This window comes from Flammeovirga aprica JL-4 (genome assembly GCF_012844305.1).
Classification (GTDB): Bacteria; Bacteroidota; Bacteroidia; order Cytophagales; family Flammeovirgaceae; genus Flammeovirga; species Flammeovirga aprica.
Window position 1 is genome coordinate 26,536 of sequence record NZ_JABANE010000062.1, and the last position, 25,668, is coordinate 52,203.

The 25,668-nt window shown below is 36.0% G+C and carries 16 protein-coding genes; 8 read left to right on the forward strand and 8 right to left on the reverse strand.

Going from position 1 to position 25,668, the window contains the following annotated elements:
• Nucleotides 1-22 precede the first annotated feature (22 nt).
• A complete protein-coding gene (locus HHU12_RS20480; RefSeq protein WP_169658606.1) occupies nucleotides 23-1,306 on the forward strand; it encodes an LruC domain-containing protein in 1,284 nt (427 codons plus the stop codon).
• A 246-nt stretch (nucleotides 1,307-1,552) separates the two neighbouring features.
• On the opposite strand, the gene HHU12_RS20485 is transcribed toward HHU12_RS20480, so the two are convergent.
• Together HHU12_RS20485 and HHU12_RS20490 are read right to left on the reverse strand one after the other, a co-directional pair.
• Nucleotides 1,553-3,019, reverse strand: coding sequence for a right-handed parallel beta-helix repeat-containing protein (locus HHU12_RS20485; RefSeq protein ID WP_169658607.1), 1,467 nt, complete (start codon nucleotides 3,017-3,019; stop codon nucleotides 1,553-1,555).
• Nucleotides 3,009-4,439: a sulfatase gene (locus HHU12_RS20490; protein ID WP_169658608.1), complete on the reverse strand. Its 1,431-nt coding sequence runs from the start codon at nucleotides 4,437-4,439 to the stop codon at nucleotides 3,009-3,011. Before HHU12_RS20490 ends, HHU12_RS20485 begins: the two co-directional genes overlap by 11 nt.
• A gap of 490 nt (nucleotides 4,440-4,929) precedes the next feature.
• On the opposite strand from HHU12_RS20490, the gene HHU12_RS20495 reads away from it, so the two are divergent.
• On the forward strand, nucleotides 4,930-8,112 hold the full coding sequence (locus HHU12_RS20495; protein WP_169658609.1) for a glycoside hydrolase family 2 TIM barrel-domain containing protein: 3,183 nt from the start codon (nucleotides 4,930-4,932) through the stop codon (nucleotides 8,110-8,112).
• A 263-nt stretch (nucleotides 8,113-8,375) separates the two neighbouring features.
• Here HHU12_RS20495 and HHU12_RS20500 read toward each other — a convergent pair whose 3' ends face one another.
• Nucleotides 8,376-9,929: a sulfatase family protein gene (locus HHU12_RS20500; RefSeq protein ID WP_169658610.1), complete on the reverse strand. Its 1,554-nt coding sequence runs from the start codon at nucleotides 9,927-9,929 to the stop codon at nucleotides 8,376-8,378.
• 657 nt (nucleotides 9,930-10,586) lie between these two features.
• Here HHU12_RS20500 and HHU12_RS20505 point away from each other — a divergent pair.
• A complete protein-coding gene (locus HHU12_RS20505) occupies nucleotides 10,587-11,312 on the forward strand; it encodes a YARHG domain-containing protein (RefSeq protein ID WP_169658611.1) in 726 nt (241 codons plus the stop codon).
• A gap of 129 nt (nucleotides 11,313-11,441) precedes the next feature.
• Here the strand turns inward: HHU12_RS20505 and HHU12_RS20510 are convergent, their stop codons facing one another.
• Nucleotides 11,442-14,339, reverse strand: a complete 2,898-nt coding sequence (locus HHU12_RS20510; RefSeq protein WP_169658612.1) for a carbohydrate-binding protein — start codon at nucleotides 14,337-14,339, stop codon at nucleotides 11,442-11,444.
• 276 nt (nucleotides 14,340-14,615) lie between these two features.
• Here HHU12_RS20510 and HHU12_RS20515 point away from each other — a divergent pair, with 276 nt between their 5' ends.
• A complete protein-coding gene (locus HHU12_RS20515; protein ID WP_169658613.1) occupies nucleotides 14,616-15,506 on the forward strand; it encodes a family 16 glycosylhydrolase in 891 nt (296 codons plus the stop codon).
• Between the two features lie 11 nt (nucleotides 15,507-15,517).
• Nucleotides 15,518-17,293 (forward strand): DUF5060 domain-containing protein, encoded by a 1,776-nt coding sequence (locus HHU12_RS20520; protein ID WP_169658614.1) that lies wholly within the window; start codon nucleotides 15,518-15,520, stop codon nucleotides 17,291-17,293.
• 156 nt (nucleotides 17,294-17,449) lie between these two features.
• On the opposite strand, the gene HHU12_RS20525 is transcribed toward HHU12_RS20520, so the two are convergent.
• From HHU12_RS20525 to HHU12_RS20535, 3 genes are all read right to left on the reverse strand, one after another.
• Complete coding sequence (locus HHU12_RS20525) at nucleotides 17,450-19,057, reverse strand: SDR family NAD(P)-dependent oxidoreductase (RefSeq protein WP_240971050.1); 1,608 nt, start codon at nucleotides 19,055-19,057, stop codon at nucleotides 17,450-17,452.
• A gap of 52 nt (nucleotides 19,058-19,109) precedes the next feature.
• The gene (locus tag HHU12_RS20530) at nucleotides 19,110-19,703 is read right to left on the reverse strand and encodes a GNAT family N-acetyltransferase (RefSeq protein WP_169658615.1); all 594 of its coding nucleotides are present in this window, start codon (nucleotides 19,701-19,703) and stop codon (nucleotides 19,110-19,112) included.
• A gap of 136 nt (nucleotides 19,704-19,839) precedes the next feature.
• Nucleotides 19,840-20,010, reverse strand: a complete 171-nt coding sequence (locus tag HHU12_RS20535) for a hypothetical protein (RefSeq protein ID WP_169658616.1) — start codon at nucleotides 20,008-20,010, stop codon at nucleotides 19,840-19,842.
• Nucleotides 20,011-20,415: 405 nt separating this feature from the next.
• Between HHU12_RS20535 and HHU12_RS20540 the strand changes: the two genes are divergently transcribed.
• A complete protein-coding gene (locus tag HHU12_RS20540) occupies nucleotides 20,416-20,610 on the forward strand; it encodes a hypothetical protein (protein ID WP_169658617.1) in 195 nt (64 codons plus the stop codon).
• A gap of 504 nt (nucleotides 20,611-21,114) precedes the next feature.
• Here the strand turns inward: HHU12_RS20540 and HHU12_RS20545 are convergent.
• Nucleotides 21,115-21,549 carry a plasmid mobilization protein gene (locus HHU12_RS20545; RefSeq protein WP_044209801.1) on the reverse strand — a complete coding sequence of 145 codons (435 nt, stop codon included), beginning with the start codon at nucleotides 21,547-21,549 and terminating at the stop codon, nucleotides 21,115-21,117.
• A gap of 185 nt (nucleotides 21,550-21,734) precedes the next feature.
• Here HHU12_RS20545 and sbcB point away from each other — a divergent pair, with 185 nt between their 5' ends.
• Nucleotides 21,735-23,198, forward strand: a complete 1,464-nt coding sequence (sbcB, locus tag HHU12_RS20550) for an exodeoxyribonuclease I (RefSeq protein ID WP_169658618.1) — start codon at nucleotides 21,735-21,737, stop codon at nucleotides 23,196-23,198.
• Nucleotides 23,198-24,991 carry a hypothetical protein gene (locus HHU12_RS20555; RefSeq protein ID WP_169658619.1) on the forward strand — a complete coding sequence of 598 codons (1,794 nt, stop codon included), beginning with the start codon at nucleotides 23,198-23,200 and terminating at the stop codon, nucleotides 24,989-24,991. Before sbcB ends, HHU12_RS20555 begins: the two co-directional genes overlap by 1 nt.
• Nucleotides 24,992-25,668: the final 677 nt, after the last annotated feature.

Sequence of the window (25,668 nt, forward strand, 5' to 3'; positions counted from 1 at the left end):
TAAACCTAATTAGTCTTTCTTTATGAACCGTTTTTTTCGAACTATATCCCTTGTTTTATTTTTGGGGTATGCATTAATTGGATGCTCTATTAAAGACGAAGATCCAAGTAATCAAGACCCAGTACAAGATGGTCAAACTTCACTAACTGATTTTGACATTCCAGACAACTTTAACTATGAAACTACACAGGAAATAAATCTAAAAATTTCTTCTGAAAATGTCTCAGAACCTGCTGTTTATAGTATATATACTATAGAAGAAGGGAACAATTACCAATTGAGGGGTAAAGCGATGTCTGACCCTGAAGGTAATTTGGAATACAACACGAACTTCTCAAAACATATCCAATCTCTATATATAAAAAGGCACAGTCAAGGAGTAGATCATTATGAAGTAGTACAACTTATATCAATGATTCATAAAGTTGAGTTTACACAATTTTCTCAGAAAGTGAGTGCAAGTAACGCAAGGACTTTACAAGAAGCAGATTCGGATAATGACGGTATCGTAGATGCATTAGATGATTATCCTAATGATGCTAATAAAGGTTTCAACAATTATTATCCATCACCAGGTGCTTATTCATCTTTAGCCTTTGAAGATTTATATCCCCAAAGAGGTGATTTTGATTTTAATGATATCATAATCGAATACAATATCAATTTGGTCACGAATGCTGATAACAATGTGGTTGAGCTGGACATGGATTTTGTAGCTAAATCAGTGGAAGCAGAATTACCATCAGGTTTTGCTATAGAACTGCCTTTCCACGCAGATTCAATCAGTAATGTAACGGGTTCAGTTTTAACAGGAAATGTAGCATTTACAGGGAGTAAAGGACTAGAAAGTGGAATTGTAGCCTCAAAGCCCGTTGTCGTTGTTTTTGATAAATCGACAGATATTTTAAGTGGCGATGGACCTGTGAAATCAAGTGATCATATTTATATCACAGTGGCTTTGAGTAATCCTATCGCATTATCAGCATTAGGAGATGTTCCTTACAATCCTTTCATTTTTGTGAATAATGAAAGAGAGCGTGAAGTGCATCTATCAGGTAAAACACCTACTTCCAAATTCAATGATGCATACCTTCGAGCAGGTGAAGATGTGGGTGGTTATAAAACGGTTGATAATTACCCATGGGGAGTACATGTCCCAATTCATTTTGCACCACCAAAAGAGAATGTAGATATCACGAATGCTTACTTAAACTTCTCAGAGTTTGCAACTTCTGGTGGAACATCTAAAGGGAATTGGTATACGATGCAAGAAGGGAACAGAAACTCAAATAATCTTCATGAATAAAAGTGTAGTGAAACAATCATTTATTGAAGGTTTTAACACAATTATTCCTATTCAAAAGGTTTGTTAGCTTTCATATAAACAGGGCATCAATATTCAAATATTGATGCTAGAATTTTCACATTCATAATCTCATGCTTTCCATCACTTCAAACTTTACGGTTTAGCGTAACAGGTTACGCTTCTACATGTGATTATAGATATCAAAAAATGTTTCGTGATAAAAAGTCATATATCACGAAACATTTATCAGAAAAAACCCTTCACAAACTCATACAGTTTCATAAACTCCTTATCATTTTCAAAAAGAGGATTGTTTTGTAATTGCTCAAGGATTTTCTGAGGGTTTCTTTCAGAATAATCAAATTCCTTTTGAATATCATTATTTTGGTTCACAAAACCTTTGGCCCCCTTTTCAAGAATTTTTGCTTCCGATTGATTTCTGACAAGATTATTTTCGAAAATTGTTTTAGTAGGAAATCTCTTCCCCCAGTCTTGAAATTCTACTACATGATTTTCCATTTCAGCTTTTTCCTTGTCAGGAATGATCACAATATTATGGTGAATAGAGGTGTTATTTACCGGACCTGTGATATGGAAAGTGGGAGCAAAGAAGCGTTTATTGTGTGCTTTATAAGGACGTATACCATCATTGATACTCAAGTTATATTTGACAATAGAATTTTCTGTTCCCTTATTCATAGGTTCTCCTAGTGTGAATCCATTATTACAGATCAGAATAAAACCGCCCCAGTTGTCAAAGCTTAGGTTGTACTGGAACGTGGTATTGAAGCAGTTAAAATCTGAATCATAACCTTGACCATCCCATTTTGCTCTATGGTCGCTAACGCTATTAAACTGTACTAAAGTATTGTCACTACTCCAAGGCCAAATACCAGCGGCAGCATCGCCCATAGGCATAGAGTCAATTCCTTTTCTAATAATATTGTACTCTATCAGTGCACCATCACACCCAATAGGCACAATACCGTCGCCCGGGATATTTTCAATCAAGTTGCCTCTGATCACCACACCCAAACTAGGGTGCCAGTTTGTTCTTTGGATATTCCCTTTAGAATTGATGGCATTTCTTTCGCAGTGGTGCATATAGTTGTTCAAAATCTGAAGGTTGATAAAGCGGGTCTTTTTTACTTTCCCTTTATTTTGCCAGAGGATAGCTGACCCACCACCTTTTTTCTTCTCCAATACACCGTTAACATCAAAGATTTCTAAGCCTTCCAATACAATGTGATGGCAGTCGCCAAAGTCTTCTGCTCTTACCACTACTCCTCTACGTTTTGCTTTAGCTTCTCCACCTTTATTGGTGACTTTAAGGTTTCTCACTTCCCAGTATTCCACATTATAAAGATATACAGTAGACTCCTTTAGCCCTTGACCGTCAATTTGAGGTTTTTCACCCTTGCCATAACGGTCAATTTTGATCACAGCCTCTTCTGTACCCGAACCTTTTGGCATTAATTGTCCAGTGTAAGAAGTACCTGAGGCAAAGAGAATCTGATCACCCGGTTTGAACTCTTGTTGATTGACTTTCCAAAGGGTTTTCCATGCTGTTTTTTTGGAGGTACCATTATTTTTATCGTTACCCTTTTTAGAGTTCACATAATAGGTTTCGGCAAAAAGTGAAGTTGAAAAAAGTAAGAATAGTAATGTGATAAAGGTTTGTTTGTTGAATGTCAGCATAATATTAGAGTTCATTTGATGGTTTATTCCAGACAACGTTTTTCATTTTAGCTTCAAACGATGCGATGATTTTTTGGTACTTTTTGTTAGACGCAAGGTTGTTCCATTCGTGCGGGTCTTTCTTCAGGTCGAAAAGGAATTTCTGACCATCAGGCATAATTGTAAAGCGGTATTGATCCGTCACTACACCATAGCAGTTTTTGGCACAAGTGAACGTAATATTTTCCCAGTTTTTACCCTTGCCTTTGAGAAGAGGTACCAAACTGTTGCCATGCAATTGAATATTATCTGAAACTTCAATTCCAGCAAGCTCCATCAATGTAGGGTAGATGTCGATATTCTGAACGATATTTTCCATCATTTTCCCTTTCTTCGAATGAGGCACTTTTACGATCAAAGGACAACGCAAAGAAACATGATACCCTGTGTTTTTTCTCCACTTACCATGATCCGTTAAATGATACCCGTGATCGCCCCAAACGATAATAATTGTATTTTCATAAAGGCCTTCCTCTTTCAAAGCATCAATTACTTTTCCCATTTGAGCATCAGCATAAGTGGTACTGGCCATATAGCCTCTGATCAACTTTTGTGCGGTTTCATCATCTACGCCTTCATTCCAGATTTCACTTCCCGGTCTACCTTGATAAGGATCTTTCGAAAGGTCTTTGTCTACATTTTCTGGAGCATAAGCAAGTTTGCCTGCATGCTCAGGATACATATCAAAATACTTTTTAGGAGCAACCCACGGCATATGAGGGCGGGCAAATCCACATGAAATCATAAAAGGCTTGCTTTTATCTCGGTCAGACTTGATGAATTTGATCACATCATTGGCGGTTTTACCATCGTTCAGAATATCATCAGGACCATCCACAGAAGCATACATCAATGAACCTGGACCTCTGCCCATCTGACGGTAAATCTCAATTTGATCATAACGACCACCAATTTCTACGATTCTTTTCTCAATTTCTGGGCCACCATCATGGTGTTTCCCTTTCCAGTATTTACCCGGAACATCCCAAGCGTCCACATCATTTTTAGGGACATTGCCATGGTAAAGCTTTCCAGAAGTGGCCGTCCAGTAACCGTTTTCTCTCAAGACTCTTGGCCAAGTATCTTGTACTGCAATTTTAGCTTCAAACTGCCCTTTTCCTTTTATCAAACGCTTGTTGTCAAAACGCACACCTGTAAGCATCGACGCTCTCGAAGGATGACATAACGGGTAGTTGACATAAGCACGGTTAAATTGTACTGCCTCATTTGCCAGTTGATCAATGTTGGGTGTAATTGGTTCCGGTTCGTCATAACTGCCTATTTGAGGTCTAAGATCATCAAAGGCAATAAATAAAATATTAGGTCTTCCTTCTTCCTGTGCGTAAAGATTAAAACACAGCAAAAAGGGTATAAAGTAAATAATTCGTTTTTTCATACTTTTTTTGATTGTTGTTTATGAGTACTAATATGAAGTAAAAAATGTAAAATAGTGGGTGCAAATTATTCAAAAACTTGAACAAATTCTGCAAAGAAAACTAATTTGTTGTAATGAAAATATTTTGGTCATTAATTAGCTCTATAGATTGATGATAAAGATAAAACCATCAATACTAAAAAAAAGCAGTACAAGATTTTGATTGAAAATGAGTGTATTCAGGGTTTTATAAAATTGTATTGTAGGTTAGAATTTAACTTGATACAGTACAAAATTGAAAAATATTAGCCACAAAGTATTTCAGCTAATAAAATACCTTGTTTCCATTTCCCTTTTGAAATAGCTGTAATTTTAAAATCGAACTCAAGTTAAACTGAAAGTAAAATGTATGGAATTGAGAATGGATAAAAGTATTCAAAAGCTCACCTTGATCACTTTAATGTAATTGCTTATAAATTTTTTGAATTGAACAGACAACTATACAATAGAAATGAATAAATTATTAAAAGACGTTCTAATCGCGACAGCAGTGGGTTTAGCACCATTGTCAACACTAGCACAGGAAGTGCCTAACTGGGAAAATCCTGAAGTAATCCGTGTAAACACATTGCCAACACACAGTACTTTTACACATTATAAGGGTACTAATTTTGATAAAAAGCAAAAAGACTTAAGCCATTATCAATCACTCAACGGAAGCTGGAAGTTCAATTGGTCCCAAAAGCCAGCAGACCGCCCAGCAGATTTTCATCAAACATCATTTGATGTATCAGGATGGAAAGATATTGATGTGCCTTCTGATTGGCAAAGAAGAGGATATGGCACACCGATTTATACCAATATTATTTATCCTCACCCTAAAAATGCACCTTATATTCCACATGAATATAATCCTGTAGGAAGCTATAAGAGAACTTTTAAAGTAGATAAAGCATGGGAAGGGAAAAACGTATTCCTTCATTTTGCGGGTGTAAACTCGGCCTTCTATGTTTGGGTCAATGGAAAGCAAGTAGGGTATGCTCAAGGGTCTAAAACGGGGATTGAGTTTGATGTGACGGAGTATGTGAAAACAGGTGCCAATGATATTGCTGTAGAAGTGTATCGTTGGTGTGATGGTTCTTATTTAGAAGATCAAGATTTCTGGAGATTAAGCGGTATTGAAAGAGACGTTTTCCTTTTCGCAACAGAGAAGACTTTTGTAAGAGATATCAAACTGAATCCTAGTTTAGATACTGAAAATTATACAGATGGTTTGTTGTCTTATTCAATAGATATTCAAAACTCATCAGCTAAAAAGCAAAAGGGACTGGAGTTGCAGTTGGCTTTAAAAGATGCTAGCGGTAAGACAGTGTATACAACTTCTGAAGCGGTAAACATCGGTAAATCAACGGAGTCAGTAGTTGCGAAGCACAATATTGCAGTCGGTAAAGTAGATGTTTGGTCTGCGGAAACACCTCACTTATATCAGTTGGACATTGTATTGAAAAACAAGTCAGGTGATGTAGTGGATGCTTCTTATCAGAAGATTGGTTTTAGAACTACTGCTGTTAAAAATGGTCAGTTCTTGGTAAACGGAAAGCCTGTTTTATTAAAAGGGGTGAACCGTCATGAGCACGATCCTGTAAACGGTCATGTGGTTTCTAGAGAGTTGATGTTGCAGGATATCATTGATTTGAAGAAATATAATATCAATGCAGTAAGAACGTCTCACTACCCTAACGATCCTTATTTCTACGAACTTTGTGATCAGTACGGTATCTATGTTTGTAATGAAGCCAACATTGAATCACACGGTTACGGTTACAAAGCGGACGAGACACTTGCTAACAACCCAATGTACAAGGAACAACATGTGGACCGAGTACAACGAATGGTGAAAAGAGATTTCAACCACCCGTCTGTAGTTTATTGGTCATTGGGTAACGAAGCTGGTAACGGAAGCAACTTCAAAGCGGCCTATGATTGGGCACATGAATTTGATTCAACAAGAGTAGTGCATTATGAGCGTTCTGATTACAAAAAATCAGAGCCAAGAACTACAGATATTATCTCATGGATGTACATGAGTATGGATCAAATCACAAAGAAATATTTAAACAAAAACAATCAATTACCATTAGAGGAGCAACGTCCATTTATCTGGTGTGAGTACAGTCACGCAATGGGTAACTCCAATGGTAACTTCAAAGAATATTGGGATTGGGTGCGTGAAGAAAGAACGATCCAAGGTGGATTTATCTGGGATTGGCAAGACCAAGGTTTAGAAGAAAAAACAGCAGATGGAGAGATCTATTATGCTTACGGTGGAGACTATGAGCCAGATTCTATTCATAATGATGAAAACTTCTGTGCCAACGGTATCATCGGTTCAGACAGAGCACCTCACCCTGCAATTCAGGAAATCAAGCATATCTATCAGAACCAGCACTTTATCCATAAAGGAAATCAGAAATTCCAGTTGTATAATGAGAATTTTTTCAAAGATCTTAAAAACACAAAAGTGAAATGGGAACTGTATGAAAATGGTGTTCTAGCGGACAATGGTATCATCATGAACTTGAATGTTAAAGCACAGGAGACGGTAGACTTCAACCTTGATTTTACAAATAAAATGACAGCCGATAAGGAGTATTTTGTAAACCTTTATATTCTAAATGACGGTTATGAAAGCTTATTAGAAAAAGAGTACGTGCTTTCTTCTAATCAATTCCTAGTGCAGTCTGCTAACACTGTGGCTTCAGTATCACCTGTTGTTTCTTCAAAACTTAAATTACAAGAAGAAAAAGAAGAAGTAATTGTGGAGGGTGAAAGCTTCAAAGTGGTATTTGATCAAAATGAAATCGGTTTGGCTTCTTATGTTGTCAATGGTGAAGAGCTATTGAAAGAGAGACCAAAATTGAATTTCTGGAGAGCAATGACAGATAATGACTTTGGTGCATGGAAAGCAAAGAATGCGAAGGATCAATATTACTTTGAATGGAGAGACCACGCCAAAAATGGAAAGGTTATCGACAGAAAAGTAGAGAAAGAAGAGGGACAATACCGCATCACATACACTGTGGCATTGGAAGCAATCAACGCTCAAAATACAGTGACTTATGTAGTACAGTCTAATGGTAATATTCAAATCGAAAGTGAATTGAAAGCAGAAAACCCGGAGGCATTGAAATTTATACCAAGATACGGTATGACCTTCGCTATTGACAAGAAATACGATACTGTAAATTACTACGGTAGAGGACCTGAGGAAAACTACATTGACCGTAACAATGGCTCATTTGTAGGTTTATACACTACTAAGGTGGCAGACTTATATGTTCCTTATATCCGTCCGCAAGAAAATGGACACCGTACTGACGTTCGTTTTGTAAAATGGATGGATGTCAACGGAAGCGGATTGGAAGTAGATGCGGCAAAAACAGTAGAGTTCAATGCTTTATTTAATCCTGTAGCTGATTTTGATCCAGGAAATGAAAAAGCACAAAGACATACTACTGACATCAAACCAAGAGATTTCATTTATATCTGTATTGATGACAAACAAGCAGGTGTAGGTGGCGAAAACTCATGGTCGAAGAGAGGTTTAGCCATGTCGAAATATCAGTTAGATCCTTCAAAATGTAAGTTCACATTTACATTAAAGGCATTGAATGAGGCAAAAGATATGAAATAGGGAAGGGGCTAAGAATTAAGAAAGAAGAGTTAAGAAGTGGTTCTTGTATTTTAAATAGAATGCTTCTTAACTCTTCATTCTTAAGTACTAGGACAAAAGTAAATGGACATTTTATCTTATCTTTTTTATCCTACTCTTCGTTAGATTTTTATCACGTAACTAAGGCTATGTTCTGCAAATCTGCCTTGATTAGAATAAAAAATAGCAAGCTAAAATTATCCCTTTTCTTATGTCCTAGTACATAAAGTAAAAGTTGTTTCTGATTATTTCAAAATCAACTCTTGAGTCTTACTAAACTCTCCTCTTTTCTGTACAAACTCACCTAATAACTGTTTTACAAGGTCAGGGTTTTGAGGTGCAATATTATTTTGCTGGAAAGGATCTTCCTTAAGGTTGAATAACTGAATCTCATCATGGTTACCCAATTCGATATTTACTTTTTTGTTCAGCTTAGCACCTTTGTAAGCAGGGATAAGTACAAAATCACCTTTACGGTAAGAAGTTCTAGTTGTAGCTTCTAAGATAATAGACTTTCTGCCTTCAGTGCTTTCACCTAATAAAGCTGAAAGTACATCTTGAGAATCATTAGTTCTTTCTTCGCTACCTACAAGAGCAGCTAATGAATTGAATAAATCCAATTGACTTACCAAAGCATTTGACTTGCCTCCTTTGATTTTACCTTTCCAGTAAGTGATAAATGGCACGTGAGTACCCGCGTCATATAAAGAGTATTTTCCACCTCTTAAACCACCACTTGGGCTGTGATCACCTAATAATTCAACGGCATCATCATTATAGCCATCATTCAATACAGGACCATTGTCAGAAGAGAAAATGATCATTGTATTTTCCTCAATACCCGCTTCACGAAGTGTTTTCAATAACTCACCAACACACCAATCTGCCTCTAAAATTACGTCACCTCTTGGCCCTTTACCTGATTTACCTACAAAACGAGGGTGTGGCGTTCTTGGCACGTGAGGTTGTTGCATTGTATAGGTTAAAAAGAAAGGCTTTTCCTCTTGAGCCTTTTCTTTAATGTAAGTTTTTACTTCAGCAAGGAAATGGTCCGCCATATCTACATCGCTCCATAATGCGGCTTTACCACCTTTCATGTAGCCGATTCTTGGAATTCCATTTACTACAGCTTGATTGTGCCCGTGATGCCATTCCATCGTCAATAGCTCAGGATTGTCGATAGCATTTGGTTCTCCTTCAAATTTCTCTTTGTAGTTCACCTCGATAGGATCGTTCTTATCAAGATTTACTACATCACCATCTTTGATGTACACTGTAGGTACACGGTCTTGCGTTGCTGCCATGATGTAAGAGTAATCAAAACCAACTTCATTTGGACCTGGAGCAATGTGCTCATTCCAGTTTTTGTCTGCTGCACCAAGACCTAAATGCCACTTACCAATGATAGCCGTATTGTAGCCAGAAGCTTTCAACATTTTAGGTACAGTAGGTTGTTTTGTATCGATAATAAGCGGTGCTGTACCCGGTAAAATTTTAAGATTATTTCTCCAAGGATAAACGCCTGTTAAAGCAGCATATCTCGAAGGAGTACAAGTTGCCGATGAAGCGTATCCATTCGAAAAGTTGATACCGTTGTTGGCTAAATAATCAATGTTAGGAGTAGTAAACCCTTTCGCACCATTGGCACTGAAATCACCGTATCCTAAGTCATCAAGATACACAAAAATGATGTTCGGTTTCGAGTCTTTTTGCGTTTCGTTGTTGGCCGTAGTTTGCTTCTGACATCCGATCAATGCCAGCAAACTTAAAATAGTAATAAATAAACTGAATCTTCTCATTTCAAAATATAAAAAAGTAATGTTCTCATTTGATAGGAGCAGAGATTTTTAGGTCTCATTTTTCTCTTACCCCTAACTTACCATATCCAAAGAATTAGTGATTACATAAATAGTTCAAAAAATAGCACATCATGGAAATGTATTATTATGCTACTTCATTGATATAAAATTTGACCTTCTTTTCACTTTTATCCCATTCAAAGTTAATTTATATATCAAGAATTCAACAGGTGTATTTTGATATTTACATAGCCATTTTATGCAAATTTCAGCATAAATGTGACTAAAAGTACTACAAAATTGATCTGTCAAGCTATAAACATGAATGTGTACCCAAGTTCTTTTTCGTGAATATAGATTTGCATTATGAAACAGGATGTGTTTATCAATACAGAAAATGTCTGTCTCAATCAAAAGCAAGAATAATCCAAATCAGCAATCTAAAAGTATTAAGAATAATGAGTGGAATTATATTATTAATTAGCGTTTATTTGGCGATTTAGCCAATCGGTTTTTTTAAGCATATGAACTGAAATCCTCATTTTACTACTTTCGTGTTTAATGTCGTATCTCCAAAATGTTTAGTAAATTTAGGCTAAGAACTTTTTTCCATGATTTCTATTTTATTGTACCTTATTCTGACTTTTTTTTTCTAAAATGATGATATTAAAAATAAAAAACACTGTTCCTCTACTTTGCTCCCTTATTGCTTTCCTCTCATTACATTTGAAGGCACAGACCATTGGCGGTGTGGAAGAAATTGATGACAATAAAGTTACAGAGTGGAATGCCTCAAGTGAATCAGAATATCAAGGCATATATAGTTTAGGGTATTCTGAGTGGGAATATTCTTTAGTGATTTTGGTAGATGGAAATGATGTAGTGGCGCAAATTAAAAAGGGAGGATGGAGTGAACAGAATCCTCCGGATTGGGTGATAACTTATGAAACGCTCACTTATACACATATCAAAGGAAATATGTTTTTCGCGGATGAGTTTAATGGTCAGTTTGCTATTTATGATGAGGGAACAGATAGAGTTGAAGGCTTTAAAAGGCTGGATTCATTAAAAATACACAAAGATTATGAGTTTGGAAGTCGGTCGGGAAAATTGGAGGATTATTTTTCAGGGCAATATCCCCAAGCTTCTACTAAAAAACTAACGGATGATGATCTATGGGATCTTTCTGCGGCGGAATTAAAGATCATGAGAAATGAAATTTTTGCAAGGTATGGCTATAAGTTTATTGAAGGTGGAAAAATGGATCAGCATTTCAGAGCTCAAAAATGGTACAAACCCCAACATAAATCTGTCGATAAATGGCTCACTGAATTTGAAAAAATGAACATTAAATTGATTAAATTACATGAAGGGAATCGATAAGTATTCTTTCGCATTTGTAAAGTGTAATTTAAAATAGTCACTTAAGTTAGGAAGACTAAAAAAACAGGTCCAGCTCTGAATTTGATCTTAAGAACTGAACCTGTTTTTTAAAAGCAAATCTTCACTACATTATTGAAGTATAACTTTCTTAGTAAACTGTTGTGTAGGAGTTGTAATATTAATGATATAAACTCCATTCATCAGACCGTTCACATCAATACTATGTTGATTGTTGGTAAACGTATCCACTTTAACGGTTCTACCTTGTAAGTCGATAATTTCAACTTTAACGGTATTTCCATCTGCATTAGGTATTTTGATGAAAACCTTATCATTTGTTACAGGATTTGGATACACCATCACACTGCTTGCCACATCAATCCCTGATTTTCTACTGCTAGAAGTGGAAGATTGCCATGCCGCCCAGCTATTAAAATTATAACCGCCGCTGACAGTTTCCCAACGTATCACATGTTGGCCGGCAGTTAAAGCGATATTACGGATATGCATCGTTTGGAATGTTTGCCAATTACCAGTGTTAGGAACACTCAAATCACCTGTAACCGCTACACCATCAACCATCAATTTGAATTTGCCATTCGCAGAATTACTTGCTACCCTTGGGAAGAAATCATAATTGTCAGTAACACCGACATTTACAGTATATTCTAACCATTCTGTAGCATCAATCCAGCCTACATTATAACCTCCTCCAGTATCACTGCAAGTTTCAATATCTACACCATCAGTTCTGTACTGACCACCTTGGTTATTGGTATTGCTATCATGGTAAGCTACACCTTCACCGCCAGTATCATAATTTTCAGCTTCAACTTTACCAGGAAGGCTATGAGGTGTTCCTCCATAAGCTTCTTGTACCACGGCAGGGATCACACTAAGGTTGTTTTTTTGATCCGTATCGATATTTGATGTCCAATTTGTACCTACAGGTCGAATGCTCGCTTTTACAATATAACCGCTTCCAGTAGCAGGGGCGTTGTTAAGACTTAACGTCAATGTTTCAGTTCTGCTTCCTGCATTTACCGTTTTCACCGCTTGGCCTAACCAAGATGTAGACGACCAGAATTCAGCTACAATATCTCTTGTAGTATTGGCTGTGTAAGATAGACTTACATTCACTTGTGTATCACTCTCGATAGTGGAAGTTGGGCTTACAATACTAACAGCTTCATTTTCAATTACTGCTTGATCATATTTTTTAACTTCTAAAATCATTGAGCTGATATGTCCACCACCATCCGGGAAAGTTACAGTTACGGTATTTGTAGCTTGTAAAAGACTGATATCGAAAGGAATTTCAATCACCCCAAAGAAATCACTTCGGTTGGCTTGATCAGATCCCTTCCAGTTGTTAGGAACAGTAACCGTTGTGCCATTAATTTTAACGACTGGCTTCTTAGATCGGTCATGCTTTCTCCCAATTCCCATTTGTAAAGAAGCGAGGCCGGTTCCTGTATCAACATTATAAAAATTAAAACTTACAGCACTATTTGCATTAATAGCTTGTAGGTGCTTGCTTGTATAATATTTTCTGTCACGGATAGCATTATCAAAACTGATCGCATTAGAGAATTGATATTCCAAAACTACTGTCTCACCCGGAATTAGAGTTAGAGAACCGGGAGTAGCACCAGAAGATGAAATATTCATAATTGGAGCCGAATTATCATAAATTTTCAATGACTTAGTCGTCACATTTTGCAAACCGCCTAGACCGCTCACAAAATCAAGCGTTACATTTTGGTTTGCATCATCCAAATTATTTAATGCAACATACAACATATTACCATCAGCAAAACCTTGTACCTGCACATCCGGGTTGTCAGTCGTTACGTGCACTCTTTTTCCCTTTACATTCTTCCATAATTCAAAGAAGTGAATTTTTGGTGCATATTTCCATCCTGCCACAGTCGGTTGGCCTATGTTAGTAGGGATAAATAACGCGGCGCCATAAGGCTGATAATTATTCGCCGCAGTAAGGTGCCAAGTCGACTTGTCAGTGATAAACGGAATAGAGATTTCAATTTTATTCTCTCTATCTAGAAGATTGAAAAGCATATGGTTGATACCTCTCACCGTTTGAATACTTTCAATGTCTGAGTAGTTATCACCATAACCGCTTGCAATGGCACCGTATTCTGTAATGGCATGCGGTTTTACAGTACCCCATTTTGTATGAGAATAAGTTTCAATCAAATCCAGAATAGCTTCTGAATTACTGCCGGAACGTTTGTTGTTTTGTCCCGTTACGTTTACGCCATCATAAAGGTGAGTAGAGAATGCATCCATATCCGCACCGGCTACATCCATAAACATTTTCATGTTTTCATCCCAATGAGCAAAATCGTTGATTTCCAAAGAAGGCCATGCGGCAGAATAACCAATCACTTTCATGTTACCCAAAGCAGGAGTATCATGAATTTTCTTACCAATAGCAGCATAAACCTCTGCCATTTGTAATTTGATACGATCTTCTTCTGCCAAGTTCCATCCACCAGAATAGTAGTCTTTGGCATGAACAAAAGGCTCATTCATGGGCTCAAAATACTCTGGCCTTTCGCTGTCGCTGACAAAGTCTTTGTAATATTCTGCCGCCCAATTGCCCGCTGCTGTAGGGTTCAAGCCATCCTTAAAGATGTTATAAGGATGTTCTGTACCTACAAAACGGGTGACATTTTTGAGATTATCATTCCCTGTTTTACCCGCAGGGTAGGTGCCAACAGCATTACCCTTACTTTTTGAATAAGAAAAAGGCCCCCAAAAACCTCGGCTTGGAAAAGCGTTGTAATCACTATAGAATTGATTCAATTCAGTGTCACGCCAATTGGAGTGAAGATTGAAGAATTTGTTTCGTTCAAGGTTCGAAACGCCACCGATATACCTTTGTACTTTGTGGTTGATACTTGCGGTAGTTTGTGCGGTTACTTCATTGACTAGCAGGCTTAAAAGTGTAGCTGCTATTAGTGTTGTAAAAAAAACTGGTTGTCTAAAATAATGTTTAATCATAAGAATTTAATTGGTAGTATAAGTAATACAGATAGGTGTCATCTGCCTTCATTTTCAAACCCAATCTACTTTGACAATTGAAGAATGAGGTTCAAAAAAAATTAGAAATAAGTGGGGGGAATTTTTTATTTGTTAATTGTACACTAATTGAAAATTTTTAAAATGGAAAAATTACCCCCTCAAGTTGGCGGAGTTTTTTGCTCTAAAACTGACAAAAGCCCTCTAAATTGCCTCAGAAATGAATGATAAACTTTACTTCAAAAAAACATCATACTTATGAAATCTAAATTCTTACTGATAGGTATAATTATTTTATCTTTTTCAATCAAGATGCTTCAAGCACAGAATTTGACAATCCCACCCAAAAATTATGTCGATTCGGTGGATGTCAGTTTAACGGCAGAGAGAGTCAATAATAAATTTCCATTATCGGATCAAACCAACAACGGAGAATGGAAATTGCTGAAAAAATATTCTGACGAGTTTGAAAAGGGAAAGATCAATGAAAAAATATGGTACCCGAATAACCCGAAATGGAAGGGTAGAAAACCAACGTATTTTCATGGATCAAATGTAACGTTTGAGAACGGTGAAGCTGTGTTCAGAGTCAACAAACACGGAAAGGATGAACTGCCAGACGGTTATACTCACACGGCAGGTTTTATTAAAAGTAAAAACAAATTCCTTTATGGCTATTTTGAAGCTGAAATGAAATTAATGGATGCACCGTGGGTTTCTGGCTTTTGGATGACGAATGTCAGTAAAGATTGGTGGACAGAAATCGATATTTGTGAAAACGCTCCTGGATTACATTACAATAGCAATGATTTGAATTCAAATATTCACGTTTTCAGAGCACCTGAAGATCAGGGAAATGTGAAAGAGCATTTTTCAAGAACTAAAAAATATTACATACCGGTAGAACTTCAGAAAGGATATCATGTATGGGGTTTGGAATGGACAGAAGAATACATCAGATTCTATATTGATGGTATTTTATTTAGAGAAGCCAAAAATACACATTGGCATCAACCGTTAGAAGTGAATTTTAATAATGAATCTAACAAATGGTTTGGGGCACTTCCTGATGATAACCGATTGGATGGAGAATTTCATGTGAAGTACTTCAGAGTTTGGGAGAAAAAGAATGCTTCAAATGGCAAATAAACCTATATCAAATGAAACTAAAACTAATTTTACTAATCTGTAGTTTGTTTTTACAACAACTGCACGCTCAAGAAATAACAGGTGAACTAAAAGAATGGCATACCGTCACACTAACTTTTGACGGACCGGAAACTTACGAACAAGATCCTATAAACCCTTTTCTTGATTATCGATTGGACGTCACTTTTACCAACGGACAAGAAAAGTTCGTAATTCCTGGCTTTTACGCAGCAGATGGAAATGCGGCTGAAACAAGTGCAGACAAAGGAAATAAATGGAAAGTCCGTTTTGCACCAAATACAACAGGAACTTGGACGTATAAAACCTCTTTTGTAAAAGGTAAAAATATTGCGGTAGCAGAAAATAGTGCTGATGGCGTAAAACTATCCCCTGACGGAACTTCAGGAACTTTTGAGGTGACTGCTTCTGATAAATCAGGTTTGGACTTGAGAGGTAAAGGTAGATTAAAGCCTACGGATACCCATTATCTTCAGTTTGAAGGAAATAAAGAATATTACATTAAAGGCGGGGCGAACAGTCCGGAAGACTTACTAGGTTATCATGAATTTGATGGAACACCTAAAAAGCACAAGTTTGAAAAGCATATTCCAGAATGGAAAGAAGGGGATCCTACATGGCAAAATGGTAAAGGCAAAGGGATTGTAGGTGGTATGAACTACCTTTCTTCTACGGGTATTAATGCGGTTTATTTCCTTACAATGAATGTAATGGGTGACGGTAAAAACGTTTGGCCTTGGACTGAAGAACATGAGCGTTACCGTTTCGATGTAAGTAAGCTAGAGCAATGGGAATTACTTTTTTCTCATATGGATAAAGTGGGTTTGGTAAAACATGTGATCACTCAGGAAACGGAAAATGAAAACCTTTTGGACATTGGTTACACAGGGATTCAAAGAAAGTTATATTACAGAGAATTAGTGGCCCGTTTTGCACATCACCCAGGTATTATTTGGAATATGGGAGAGGAAAGTGGTATTACAACTTGGTCTCCGGTAGGGCAAACTACCAAAATGAGAATTGCCATGATTGAATATATGAAGGCATTGGAACCTTATGGTAACATGGTGGCTATTCATACTTTACCGAATAAAAAAGATCATGAAAATACGGTGAAACCTCTACTAGGCAATAAATCGCTGGATGGTATCTCATTTCAAATCCACGACCTTCATCATACTTATGAAACCACATTACATTGGAGAAATGAATCAGAAAAGGCAGGGAAGAAATGGGTAATTTGGTTAGATGAAATAGGTCCAGCAAAAGCGGGTGTTTTACCAGATGATTATCCTGGACAGCAAGATACGGTAAGAAAAGATGTGATTTGGGCTAACCTAATGGCAGGGGGAGCAGGAGTTGAACATTACTTTGGCTACAAATACCCTCACAATGATTTGAACTGTGAGGATTGGCATACAAGAGATCGTATTTGGAAAATGACCTATGTGGCTACTGATTTCTTCCAGAAATACCTTCCTTTCACTACAATGAAAGCAGACAATACTTTAGCCGATGTAAAAGACAGCTATACGTTTGCAAAAGAAGGCGATACGTATTGTATTTATCTTAAAGAAGGAGGACAGCCAACACTTAATTTAGAAGGACACTCAGGTAAGTTCAGTGTACATTGGTACAATCCAAGAAGCGGAGGAAACTTGATTAAAACCAAAATCAAAACAGTCAATGCAGGCGAGAAGGTAGCATTAGGCCCTTCACCAACACTGAATGAAGATTGGGTAGTTTTAGTTCGAAAATTAAAATCATAGTCTCTTCCTTACCATTGATCAAGGGGGCTTTGTATTTGTAGTAGCTTAGCCTGCTACGCAAATGATACTAGCTCGTACTTAAAGAAACGTGCACAAAAAAACAGCCTTTCAAACTAAAAATCTGAAAGGCTGTTTCTATTTATAAGATCAAATGATCTACCAATCTATAGGGAAGTAATCCTTCAAGAATTTACCCGACCAATGCTTTCCTGTGTTGATACCGTCAATCAATGGATCTAAAACCCTAGCGGCACCATCCACAATATCCAAAGGAGGTTGGAAATCATGAACTTCTTGTTTCTTTGCAGAGATATGAGCAGGATCTTCATCCGTCACCCAACCCGTATCCACAGCATTCATATATATGCCCTCCTTAGCAAGTGTACCAGCAGAAGTATGTGTTAACATGTTCAGTGCAGCCTTTGCCATATTTGTATGAGGATGTCTGTCTTCTTTATGGAAACGGTGGAATTTACCCTCCATCGCTGATACGTTGATAATATGCTTCTTACCAGTACTATCATTCTGCATCAACTTTGATAATCGGTTACAAAGTACAAAAGGAGCAATAGAGTTCACTAATTGTACTTCCACCATCTCTGGAGTTTCAATTTCTCCAATTCTCAAGCGCCAGCTGTTTGTTTTTCGAAGATCAACTTGCTGTAAATCCACATCCAATTTTCCTTCAGGGAATACCTCTTTTGTTTGGATAGAATTATCAAAACTATAAGGGATCTGAGATAACTTAGCCGATGCTCTGATACCAATGCCAGCTTCAGTTGTACTCCACTTTACAGGAAGTCTTCTGTTCTTAGCACTAGAACTTCCATCAGAAAGCTCACCTAACTGTTCTAGACAATAATGATGTTCTGATAAAAGATGTTGCGTATCGCTATCTAATGCAGCAAAAGGCTTCTCTTCATCCTCCATCATATGAGCATAAAACCCTGAAGGACGTCTTACTGTTTGAGCAGCATTGTTGATGAGAATATCCAAACGTCCGTATTTCTGCTCAATATAATTACAGAAAATCTCCACACTTGGAATATGTCTCAAATCCAAACCATGAATTTTCAAACGGTCTTTCCAGACATGGTAATCCTCTTCTTTAGAAAAACGTTTGGCAGAGTCAACAGGGAAACGAGTTGTAGCGACGACAGTTGCCCCAGAACGGAGCATGATTAAGGTAATATGATAACCAATCTTCAATCTAGAACCCGTAACTACAGCAATCTGACCTGTTAGATCAGCTTCTTGGAAACGTTTTGCGTAATTAAAATCGCCACATTCAGGACACATCTGATCATAAAAATGATGCAATTGTGTATACTCCTTTTTACAGACATAGCAGTTTCTTGGAGATTCCAACTCTGGCATATCCACAGGAATATCCTGCTCTTCTAAAATTTTTGGAGCAATAAAAATATGATTTTCTCTAGCACTTCTAATTCCAGTGAATTTTCTAGAGTGTTTATCTTTTTCCTGTTGCTTACGCTTTGCAGCGCGCTTTTTATCTTTTCTTCTGTTATCGAATTCCTCACGATTCGGTCGAGTTAAACGTCCTGCAGCTTTCATCAGCGCAACACGCTTTTCCTCAGGCAATTCATATAACATATTGGTATCTTCAAGAATATCTTCCAAAATAGAAGTACACTTTTCAACCTCTTCCAGACTTATTTTTTTCTTCTCTTCCTCCATTACACTTTCACTTCTTAAAAAACATCGCCAAATATAAGGATTTCCCTTCAATTTAACTTTGCTCAAAGCAAATAGAATTCAAAACAACTTCAATAACAGACGCTACTTAAAACTTGAATTACCTTAATTTATGCTCTAACGCTGTTTTTACAACTTTCCATTCCGTATTGAGAATAGAGAAAACTACAGTATCTCGGATATTTCCTGTTTTATCAATTGTATGATTTCTAAGAATGCCATCTTGTTTTGCTCCTAAGTTAGCAATAGCTCGTCTAGATTTTTGGTTATGGAAGTGAGTTCTGAATTCAACAGCAATACACTCTAGCGTTTCAAAAGCATATTGAAGCAATAAATATTTACATTCTGTATTCACAGCTGTTCTCTGAAAAGATTTTGCATACCAAGTATAACCAATCTCTACTCTTTTCACTTTTGAATTCGCATTAAGAAAACGAGTGGAACCAATTATTCTACCTGTTTCATTATGAAGAACAGCAAAAGGTAAACTACTATCATCTTTATACTGTTGAAGTGCCGTTGATATATAACTTCTCACTTCAGTCTCAGAAGGAACACTTGTAAACCAAAGTTCCCAAAGCTTTCCATCTCTAGCGGCCTTAGTAAGCGCCTCTTCATGCTTTTCTTGTATAGGAATAAGAGTAACAGTATTGCCTTGAAGTGTTATTTCATTTAGCCATTTATTATCCATCATTTTATCGATTTAGTTGAAAAATGAAATTAAAGAAATGATGGAACAAAAACGAGAAAATGAAGCGGAGTGTTTACGAATAGGACTTTAAAATAGTATCACCTTATTTTCTCGTTGACCAGAGGTGTCTAAAACTTAATTAAGCTCTGCTTAAGAAATTTAATTGTTGAATACTCGATGCAATATGTCCAGATCTGACAAGCATGGTTTTCGCTTTTTTCAAAATGGTTTTCACGGTGTCAGTAGGTTTACAAATCACAGAGAGTATTCCCTCTCTTTTGGATACGGTGTATTTTACTTTAGCAATCATAGTTATGTGTTGTTTAAAGGTGTAAGACATTAGAACAATCAAATTTTGAGGCTCTAATAGTACAATGTCAGAAGTATAGTATTCTATGGTTTTTATAAGTATTAAGCCAAAAACAAATGATAATTAATTCTTATTTATTTTTTGTGAGTACAATGCTCAAAAACGTATAAATAGTGGTTCTATTTAAAGTTTTTGAAAGGCAGTAATCGGAAAAAATAATATGAATTAGCGTTATATAATTTTGTCTTAGTACTTACTGTAATATAGGTAATTTTTATGAGAATAACGATGACGAGAATCTTTGAATTTGTATTACTGCTGTTATTTGAAATGATAGATAAAGTACTTAAATAGAGTGACTTGTTGTTGTTTTTGGTGACATTTTCTTACAAATGATATTATCTAATGAAAAGGATATTAAAAATAACTAGATTTGAGAAAATGGAAAATCTAATGGATGTTTATTCACTGTCATCAGTGGAGGAGGAAGCAATAAAAACAAAGTCTTCTAAAGTAAGTACTAGGACAAACGTAAACGAGTGTTTATTGCACCATAGTCAAAACTATGGGCATTTGATAGGGCAACCTAATCAAGACTAAAGTCTTGAAGGTTGGTAACGGAGATAACACTTTAGTGTTGTTGGAGTCAATATCACCAGCCCATGACTTCAGTCATGGTGCACGTAATTATGGTTCCATTTCTTTTGTCACAGTACTTAATTAGACTATGCATTACTAAGAGCATAAAAATATTGATATAGTAAAACGGAGGAATGTTAAGTACAACTAGTGATTGTTTTTAGTTTTTTACCAATTCAATTTTTTAAACTTTATTAAAAAAAGGCTGAAATTAATTTTTCAGTCTTTTTTAGTTTAAGATCAATAGGGTTCTATTAGAAATTTTTTGAAGGAAGTAATCGCAAAACAATAAATAGAATTAGTATTAGATAATTTTGAATTTGTACTTAAATATCAATAGAGAATCATTACATTTTTTGTGATGCAACAATTTTTTTGAAATAAAAAAAGACTGCTTTTCTGAAAAACAGTCTTTTTTGTGTTTGTGCGAAAACAAGATTTCCCTAGGTGTCTTTTTAAAAGCGATTATTGAATCAAATCAGACTCAATCAAATTTCGGATATAATCCGACACTTTCATGCTTTTCTTTTTTGCTTGTTCTTCCAGCGCAGCGTATTCATCTTCTGACATTCTGAAAGTAACAATCTTGTTAGAACCTCCTGTCTTTCGAGGTTTTCTCCCACGATGTTGGATAGCAATGCGATATTCTTCAAGAAAATCTCTTGTTGATAATGCATAAGGTTTAACACCGTCCACGTAAATCATCGAACCTTCCTCAGAGCCTTTCCATGAAGCTTTTCGTTTAGATGTAAAACTTTGGAAGAAAGCCTTCCTCGTTTCAAAGCTTTTCGTTTCACTGGCAGGCACGTCTTTCATAAACTCTTTCATGGATTTATTAGACTCTTTGGCCTGTTTATCGACCTCTTCAAAAGGTTTTTTGTAGTAAATGTACTTTGCCATATGAGATATATTCGTAATACGTTATATACAAATAGATAATTTCTTTTTGCATTTCCAACTATTCAGCAAAAAATTCTGTGAATACATAAAAAAAAGTTTAATATTCATATCTTCACCTTAAATTATTTCAATAATTCTATACTTTTTATAGCTTCGTAACACACAATAATCGAACGTTAATTAATATGAATACGACTTCATTTTTCTTTTATGATTATGAGACTTTTGGAAAAGATCCCAAGAAGGACAAAATCGCTCAATTTGCTGGAATTAGAACTGATTTATCTTTTAACCCAATAGGCGACCCAATTGTTTTATACTGTAAACCATCAAAAGATTTTCTCCCTGATCCAGAAGCTTGTTTGGTAACTGGAATTACTCCTCAAGTTGCTGAAGCTCAAGGAGTGAGTGAATGTGAGTTTATGGGTAGAATTAAAAATGAGTTAGGGTTGAAAGGTACCTGTCATATTGGTTACAACAACATTCGATTTGATGATGAATTCTCTCGTTTCGGCTTTTATAAAAACTTCATAGATCCGTATTCTCATGAATGGGCAGATCAAAATTCACGCCTCGATTTACTGGATATCATGCGTATGACTTTTGCGCTTCGTCCTGAAGGAATCCAGTGGCCTCAAAATGAAGATAGTTCGATTAATCTGAAACTTGAAAATTTATCCAAAGCAAATGGTATAGAACATGAAAATGCTCATGATGCCTTAGCAGATGTGTGGGCAACAATTCATATGGCAAAGCTGGTTGAACAGGTAAATCCAAAACTTTTCAGGTATGCTTTTGGTTTGAGGGATAAAAAGACCGCTCAAAAACTTGTTGAAGAGCATATGAATGCCATTTCACCTGTTCTTTTCATCACACCATTTGTTCCTTTAGTCAATGGACATTTATCTTTTTTCGTACCATTGTCAAAAGATTTAAAAAACAATAATGCTTACAATGGAATCGATATTTCTACATCTCCTTTACAGTTAAAAGGTCTTTCTGCTGAAGAAATCAGAGATAAATTATACGAAAAAGCTGAAGGAGAAGAGAAAATAGTAGACCGCCCAGGATTAAGACAAGTGGTCATCAATAAGTCTTCTATGTTCGTAACGCCTAAAACGCTCACACCGCAAAGAGCACAGGCATTATCGATTGACTTGGAGAAGATCAAGAAGCACCAGCAAGAATTGGAAGAAATCATTAAGGAAGACCCAACTTTTGTCAAAAAAATCAACGAGGTTTATAATACTCCTTACCCTATAAATGAAGATGTGGACGGACAGCTTTACGATGGTTTTATTGATGGCTATGATAAAAAACTAGGAAATAGAATCACAGCAATGGGGAAAACAGATCCGAAGCATTTAAACTTAGAGTATTTTCCTTTCAGAGATGACCGCTTAAAAGAAATGCTTTTCAGGTATAAAGGCAGAAACTATTATGATGTACTTTCAGGAGACGAACTAAAGGTCTTCAAATCGTATTGTCGAGCAAAAGTCATGGATGGGTTAGGAGGCGGAACACCTTTGTCGGAGTATGTAGAGAAGGTATCTGATATGATCAATGCTTCTGATAGCAATACTGACAAGGGTATTCTTACATCACTTTTGAAATACGCTGAATTATTAGAAAAAGAATTAAGCAAATAATGAAATATTTTTACCTCAGTCTGGTTTTTGTATTCCTATTATCATTAGGGAAAGTCAACGCTCAGGTTTTTAAATTTGAAAAACCTGCCAAATCAGAAAAGATAACAACAAAGCTTCTCTCCAACGGTAATAAAAATTCCCGATGGAAGCAGGTGATTTTTACAGAAGCTAAACCATCAAAGTCTAATAGTCTGATCACAGATGCTTTGATGGTTGATTTTGGTGTAATAGATAATCAATCAAAAGAAATAAACCTTTTCTGTACAGGAGGTTTTTCTGATGCAGAGATTGAAGTGTTCTATGTGGGTGACACTGACTTTTTCTCGATTGATATTGATACCACTCAAAATGTCTGGCAGAAATTTCATGAAACGAAGTTTACAAAACGCCCCCTTAAAGACTTGAAGGTAAAAATTCGTGCAAAGAGTTTAGAAAAAGGACAGCACAAATCATTTTTAGCTTTTAGAATAGATCAACAACTGTATCGTGTTGCCTTAAAATCTAACACGAAGAAAGCAATTCCTTCAGATAGAGAAGATGTCAACTTGAATTTAGGTTTAGTGGAAGCTGATTCTACCGGTTTCACAGATTTTAGTTTCACCACACTAGGTGAATTGCCTTTAGAAATAGAATACACCGGTGACACTTCTGCTTTTATTTTTATGATTGAAGGGGATACTATTCATTCATCAACTAAGCAAACCATTGTGCCTTCATCAGATAGCCTAGTGCTTTCTTTTTTACCAATAGCAACTGTTTTAGGAGATAAATATGGAGAGCTGATTCTTAAAAATAACTATGTTGAACAGCACGTATTTATTACTAGTAGAGTTTCAAAAATTCGAGGAGAAGTATTTTGGAAAGATACAACGACAGTACTGACTAAAAATATCTCCTTTGAGAAAGAAAAGCTATATTCTCCTTTAGATACGATATGGTTGAATGCCTCCTTTTATAATGATAGTGATTATGATACTTTATTCACTATAGATTCTTTGATTGATATTCAATTGCCACCAAGTTTAAAGTATCAGTGGAATGCAAAAAACATTCAACCTCGATCTGCGGACGCCATACAAATTCCATTGACTTTGGTAAAATCATATGATTTGTCTAAAGATTTAGAAGGGGAGATCACCGTAACAGTAAAAGAGGACTCTTCTTCCACATCACATAAATTTGAATACAAGCCATTTGAAAAGTTGATGAAGGAAGTTCAGAATAATATACCTGAGAAATTACAGTTTACATCACATAAGGATACCTTTGAGATAAAGGTTCCGTTTTTGAATACAGGAAAAAATGCGGTATATCCTTCGCCCAAAACCTTTATTAATGAGCTTCAACTTCCAAAAGGCATACAAATGTATTATGGTACACCAAGAGTTCGTCCTTGGCAGAAAGGGTATGTATCTATTTATTTGACACCTTATGATTCTATTAATTTTCATAAGACCAAAGTAGATACGCTTTCATTAAATATATATGGAACAAACACGACTACAAGTATTGAATTAATCCAACAGCCTTGGACAGAAATTCTAAAGGATTACCTAATGGAAATTGTCTTAGGGATTGCATTAATTATACTTATTGTTTTAGGTATTCTATCTCCTAGGATCATTAAACTCTTAAAATCTAAATATGCTGACTATAAAAAAGAGGTGGCATTAAAGCATAAAAAAGAATTGTATCAAGAAATGGAAGACCTTATGAAAGAGTCCTCTTTAGAAGATGTGTCCTTTAAAGAAGGTCTAACCTTTTTGAAAAAGGAATTAGATAAAAACGAATAGTGAACACCCATTTGGTAGTTCTTTAAAAGCACTTTATGTTTTCTTGAAAAAAGATTCATAAAGTGCTTTTTGTGTATCTATTTGATGATTAGGTATTTAATGAAGAATAAAAATGAAGAATCTATGAACTTAACGTGCATTTAGAAATTACTTTTAGCTAAAGTTTGGAAATCTAAATCTTCGCCTTACCTTTGCATCCGTCTTCAGAAGGAAGGCACTAAAAAAAACACGTAGAGGTTATCCTATGTGATAACCCGATTCAGGGTAATTGATATAATGAAAAGGTATTTGATTCAGTTGAAAATCAGCGATGTAAATTAAGTTTCTAAATAAAACAGAATAAGCATTGCAAATTAAATTTCTCTTCTTACCTTTGCACTCGCCTTTAACGAAAGGCTTTTAAAACTTCTCTTTTGAAGTGACAAATACTGAGTGTTGAGCGTTGAGAAAATCAACAAAAAAACTTCAAAAATTTTTAAAAAAAGATTTGGAAGTTAAAATAAAAAGTTCTTATCTTTGCACTCGCTTCTGGAAAATGAAGCACATTTAAACAGCGGTTTAAATGGAATAAAAATCTGAAAAACAGATCATTGAACTTCGGTTCAGACGTTCTTTTGATGTAATGAAAAAGTAATTATAAGATCAGCGAAAGCGGATCCCAATTACAGTTAATTCTT

Coding starts and splice junctions, on each gene's coding strand:
- HHU12_RS20530 (WP_169658615.1), bottom strand. CDS start 19,703: ATGATGGATAATAAATGGCTAAATGAAATAACACTTCAAGGCAATACT.
- HHU12_RS20485 (WP_169658607.1), bottom strand. CDS start 3,019: ATGAACTCTAATATTATGCTGACATTCAACAAACAAACCTTTATCACA.
- HHU12_RS20540 (WP_169658617.1), top strand. CDS start 20,416: ATGAAAAGGATATTAAAAATAACTAGATTTGAGAAAATGGAAAATCTA.
- HHU12_RS20510 (WP_169658612.1), bottom strand. CDS start 14,339: ATGATTAAACATTATTTTAGACAACCAGTTTTTTTTACAACACTAATA.
- HHU12_RS20535 (WP_169658616.1), bottom strand. CDS start 20,010: ATGATTGCTAAAGTAAAATACACCGTATCCAAAAGAGAGGGAATACTC.
- HHU12_RS20520 (WP_169658614.1), top strand. CDS start 15,518: ATGAAACTAAAACTAATTTTACTAATCTGTAGTTTGTTTTTACAACAA.
- HHU12_RS20495 (WP_169658609.1), top strand. CDS start 4,930: ATGAATAAATTATTAAAAGACGTTCTAATCGCGACAGCAGTGGGTTTA.
- HHU12_RS20500 (WP_169658610.1), bottom strand. CDS start 9,929: ATGAGAAGATTCAGTTTATTTATTACTATTTTAAGTTTGCTGGCATTG.
- HHU12_RS20545 (WP_044209801.1), bottom strand. CDS start 21,549: ATGGCAAAGTACATTTACTACAAAAAACCTTTTGAAGAGGTCGATAAA.
- HHU12_RS20555 (WP_169658619.1), top strand. CDS start 23,198: ATGAAATATTTTTACCTCAGTCTGGTTTTTGTATTCCTATTATCATTA.
- sbcB (WP_169658618.1), top strand. CDS start 21,735: ATGAATACGACTTCATTTTTCTTTTATGATTATGAGACTTTTGGAAAA.
- HHU12_RS20505 (WP_169658611.1), top strand. CDS start 10,587: ATGATGATATTAAAAATAAAAAACACTGTTCCTCTACTTTGCTCCCTT.
- HHU12_RS20480 (WP_169658606.1), top strand. CDS start 23: ATGAACCGTTTTTTTCGAACTATATCCCTTGTTTTATTTTTGGGGTAT.
- HHU12_RS20515 (WP_169658613.1), top strand. CDS start 14,616: ATGAAATCTAAATTCTTACTGATAGGTATAATTATTTTATCTTTTTCA.
- HHU12_RS20490 (WP_169658608.1), bottom strand. CDS start 4,439: ATGAAAAAACGAATTATTTACTTTATACCCTTTTTGCTGTGTTTTAAT.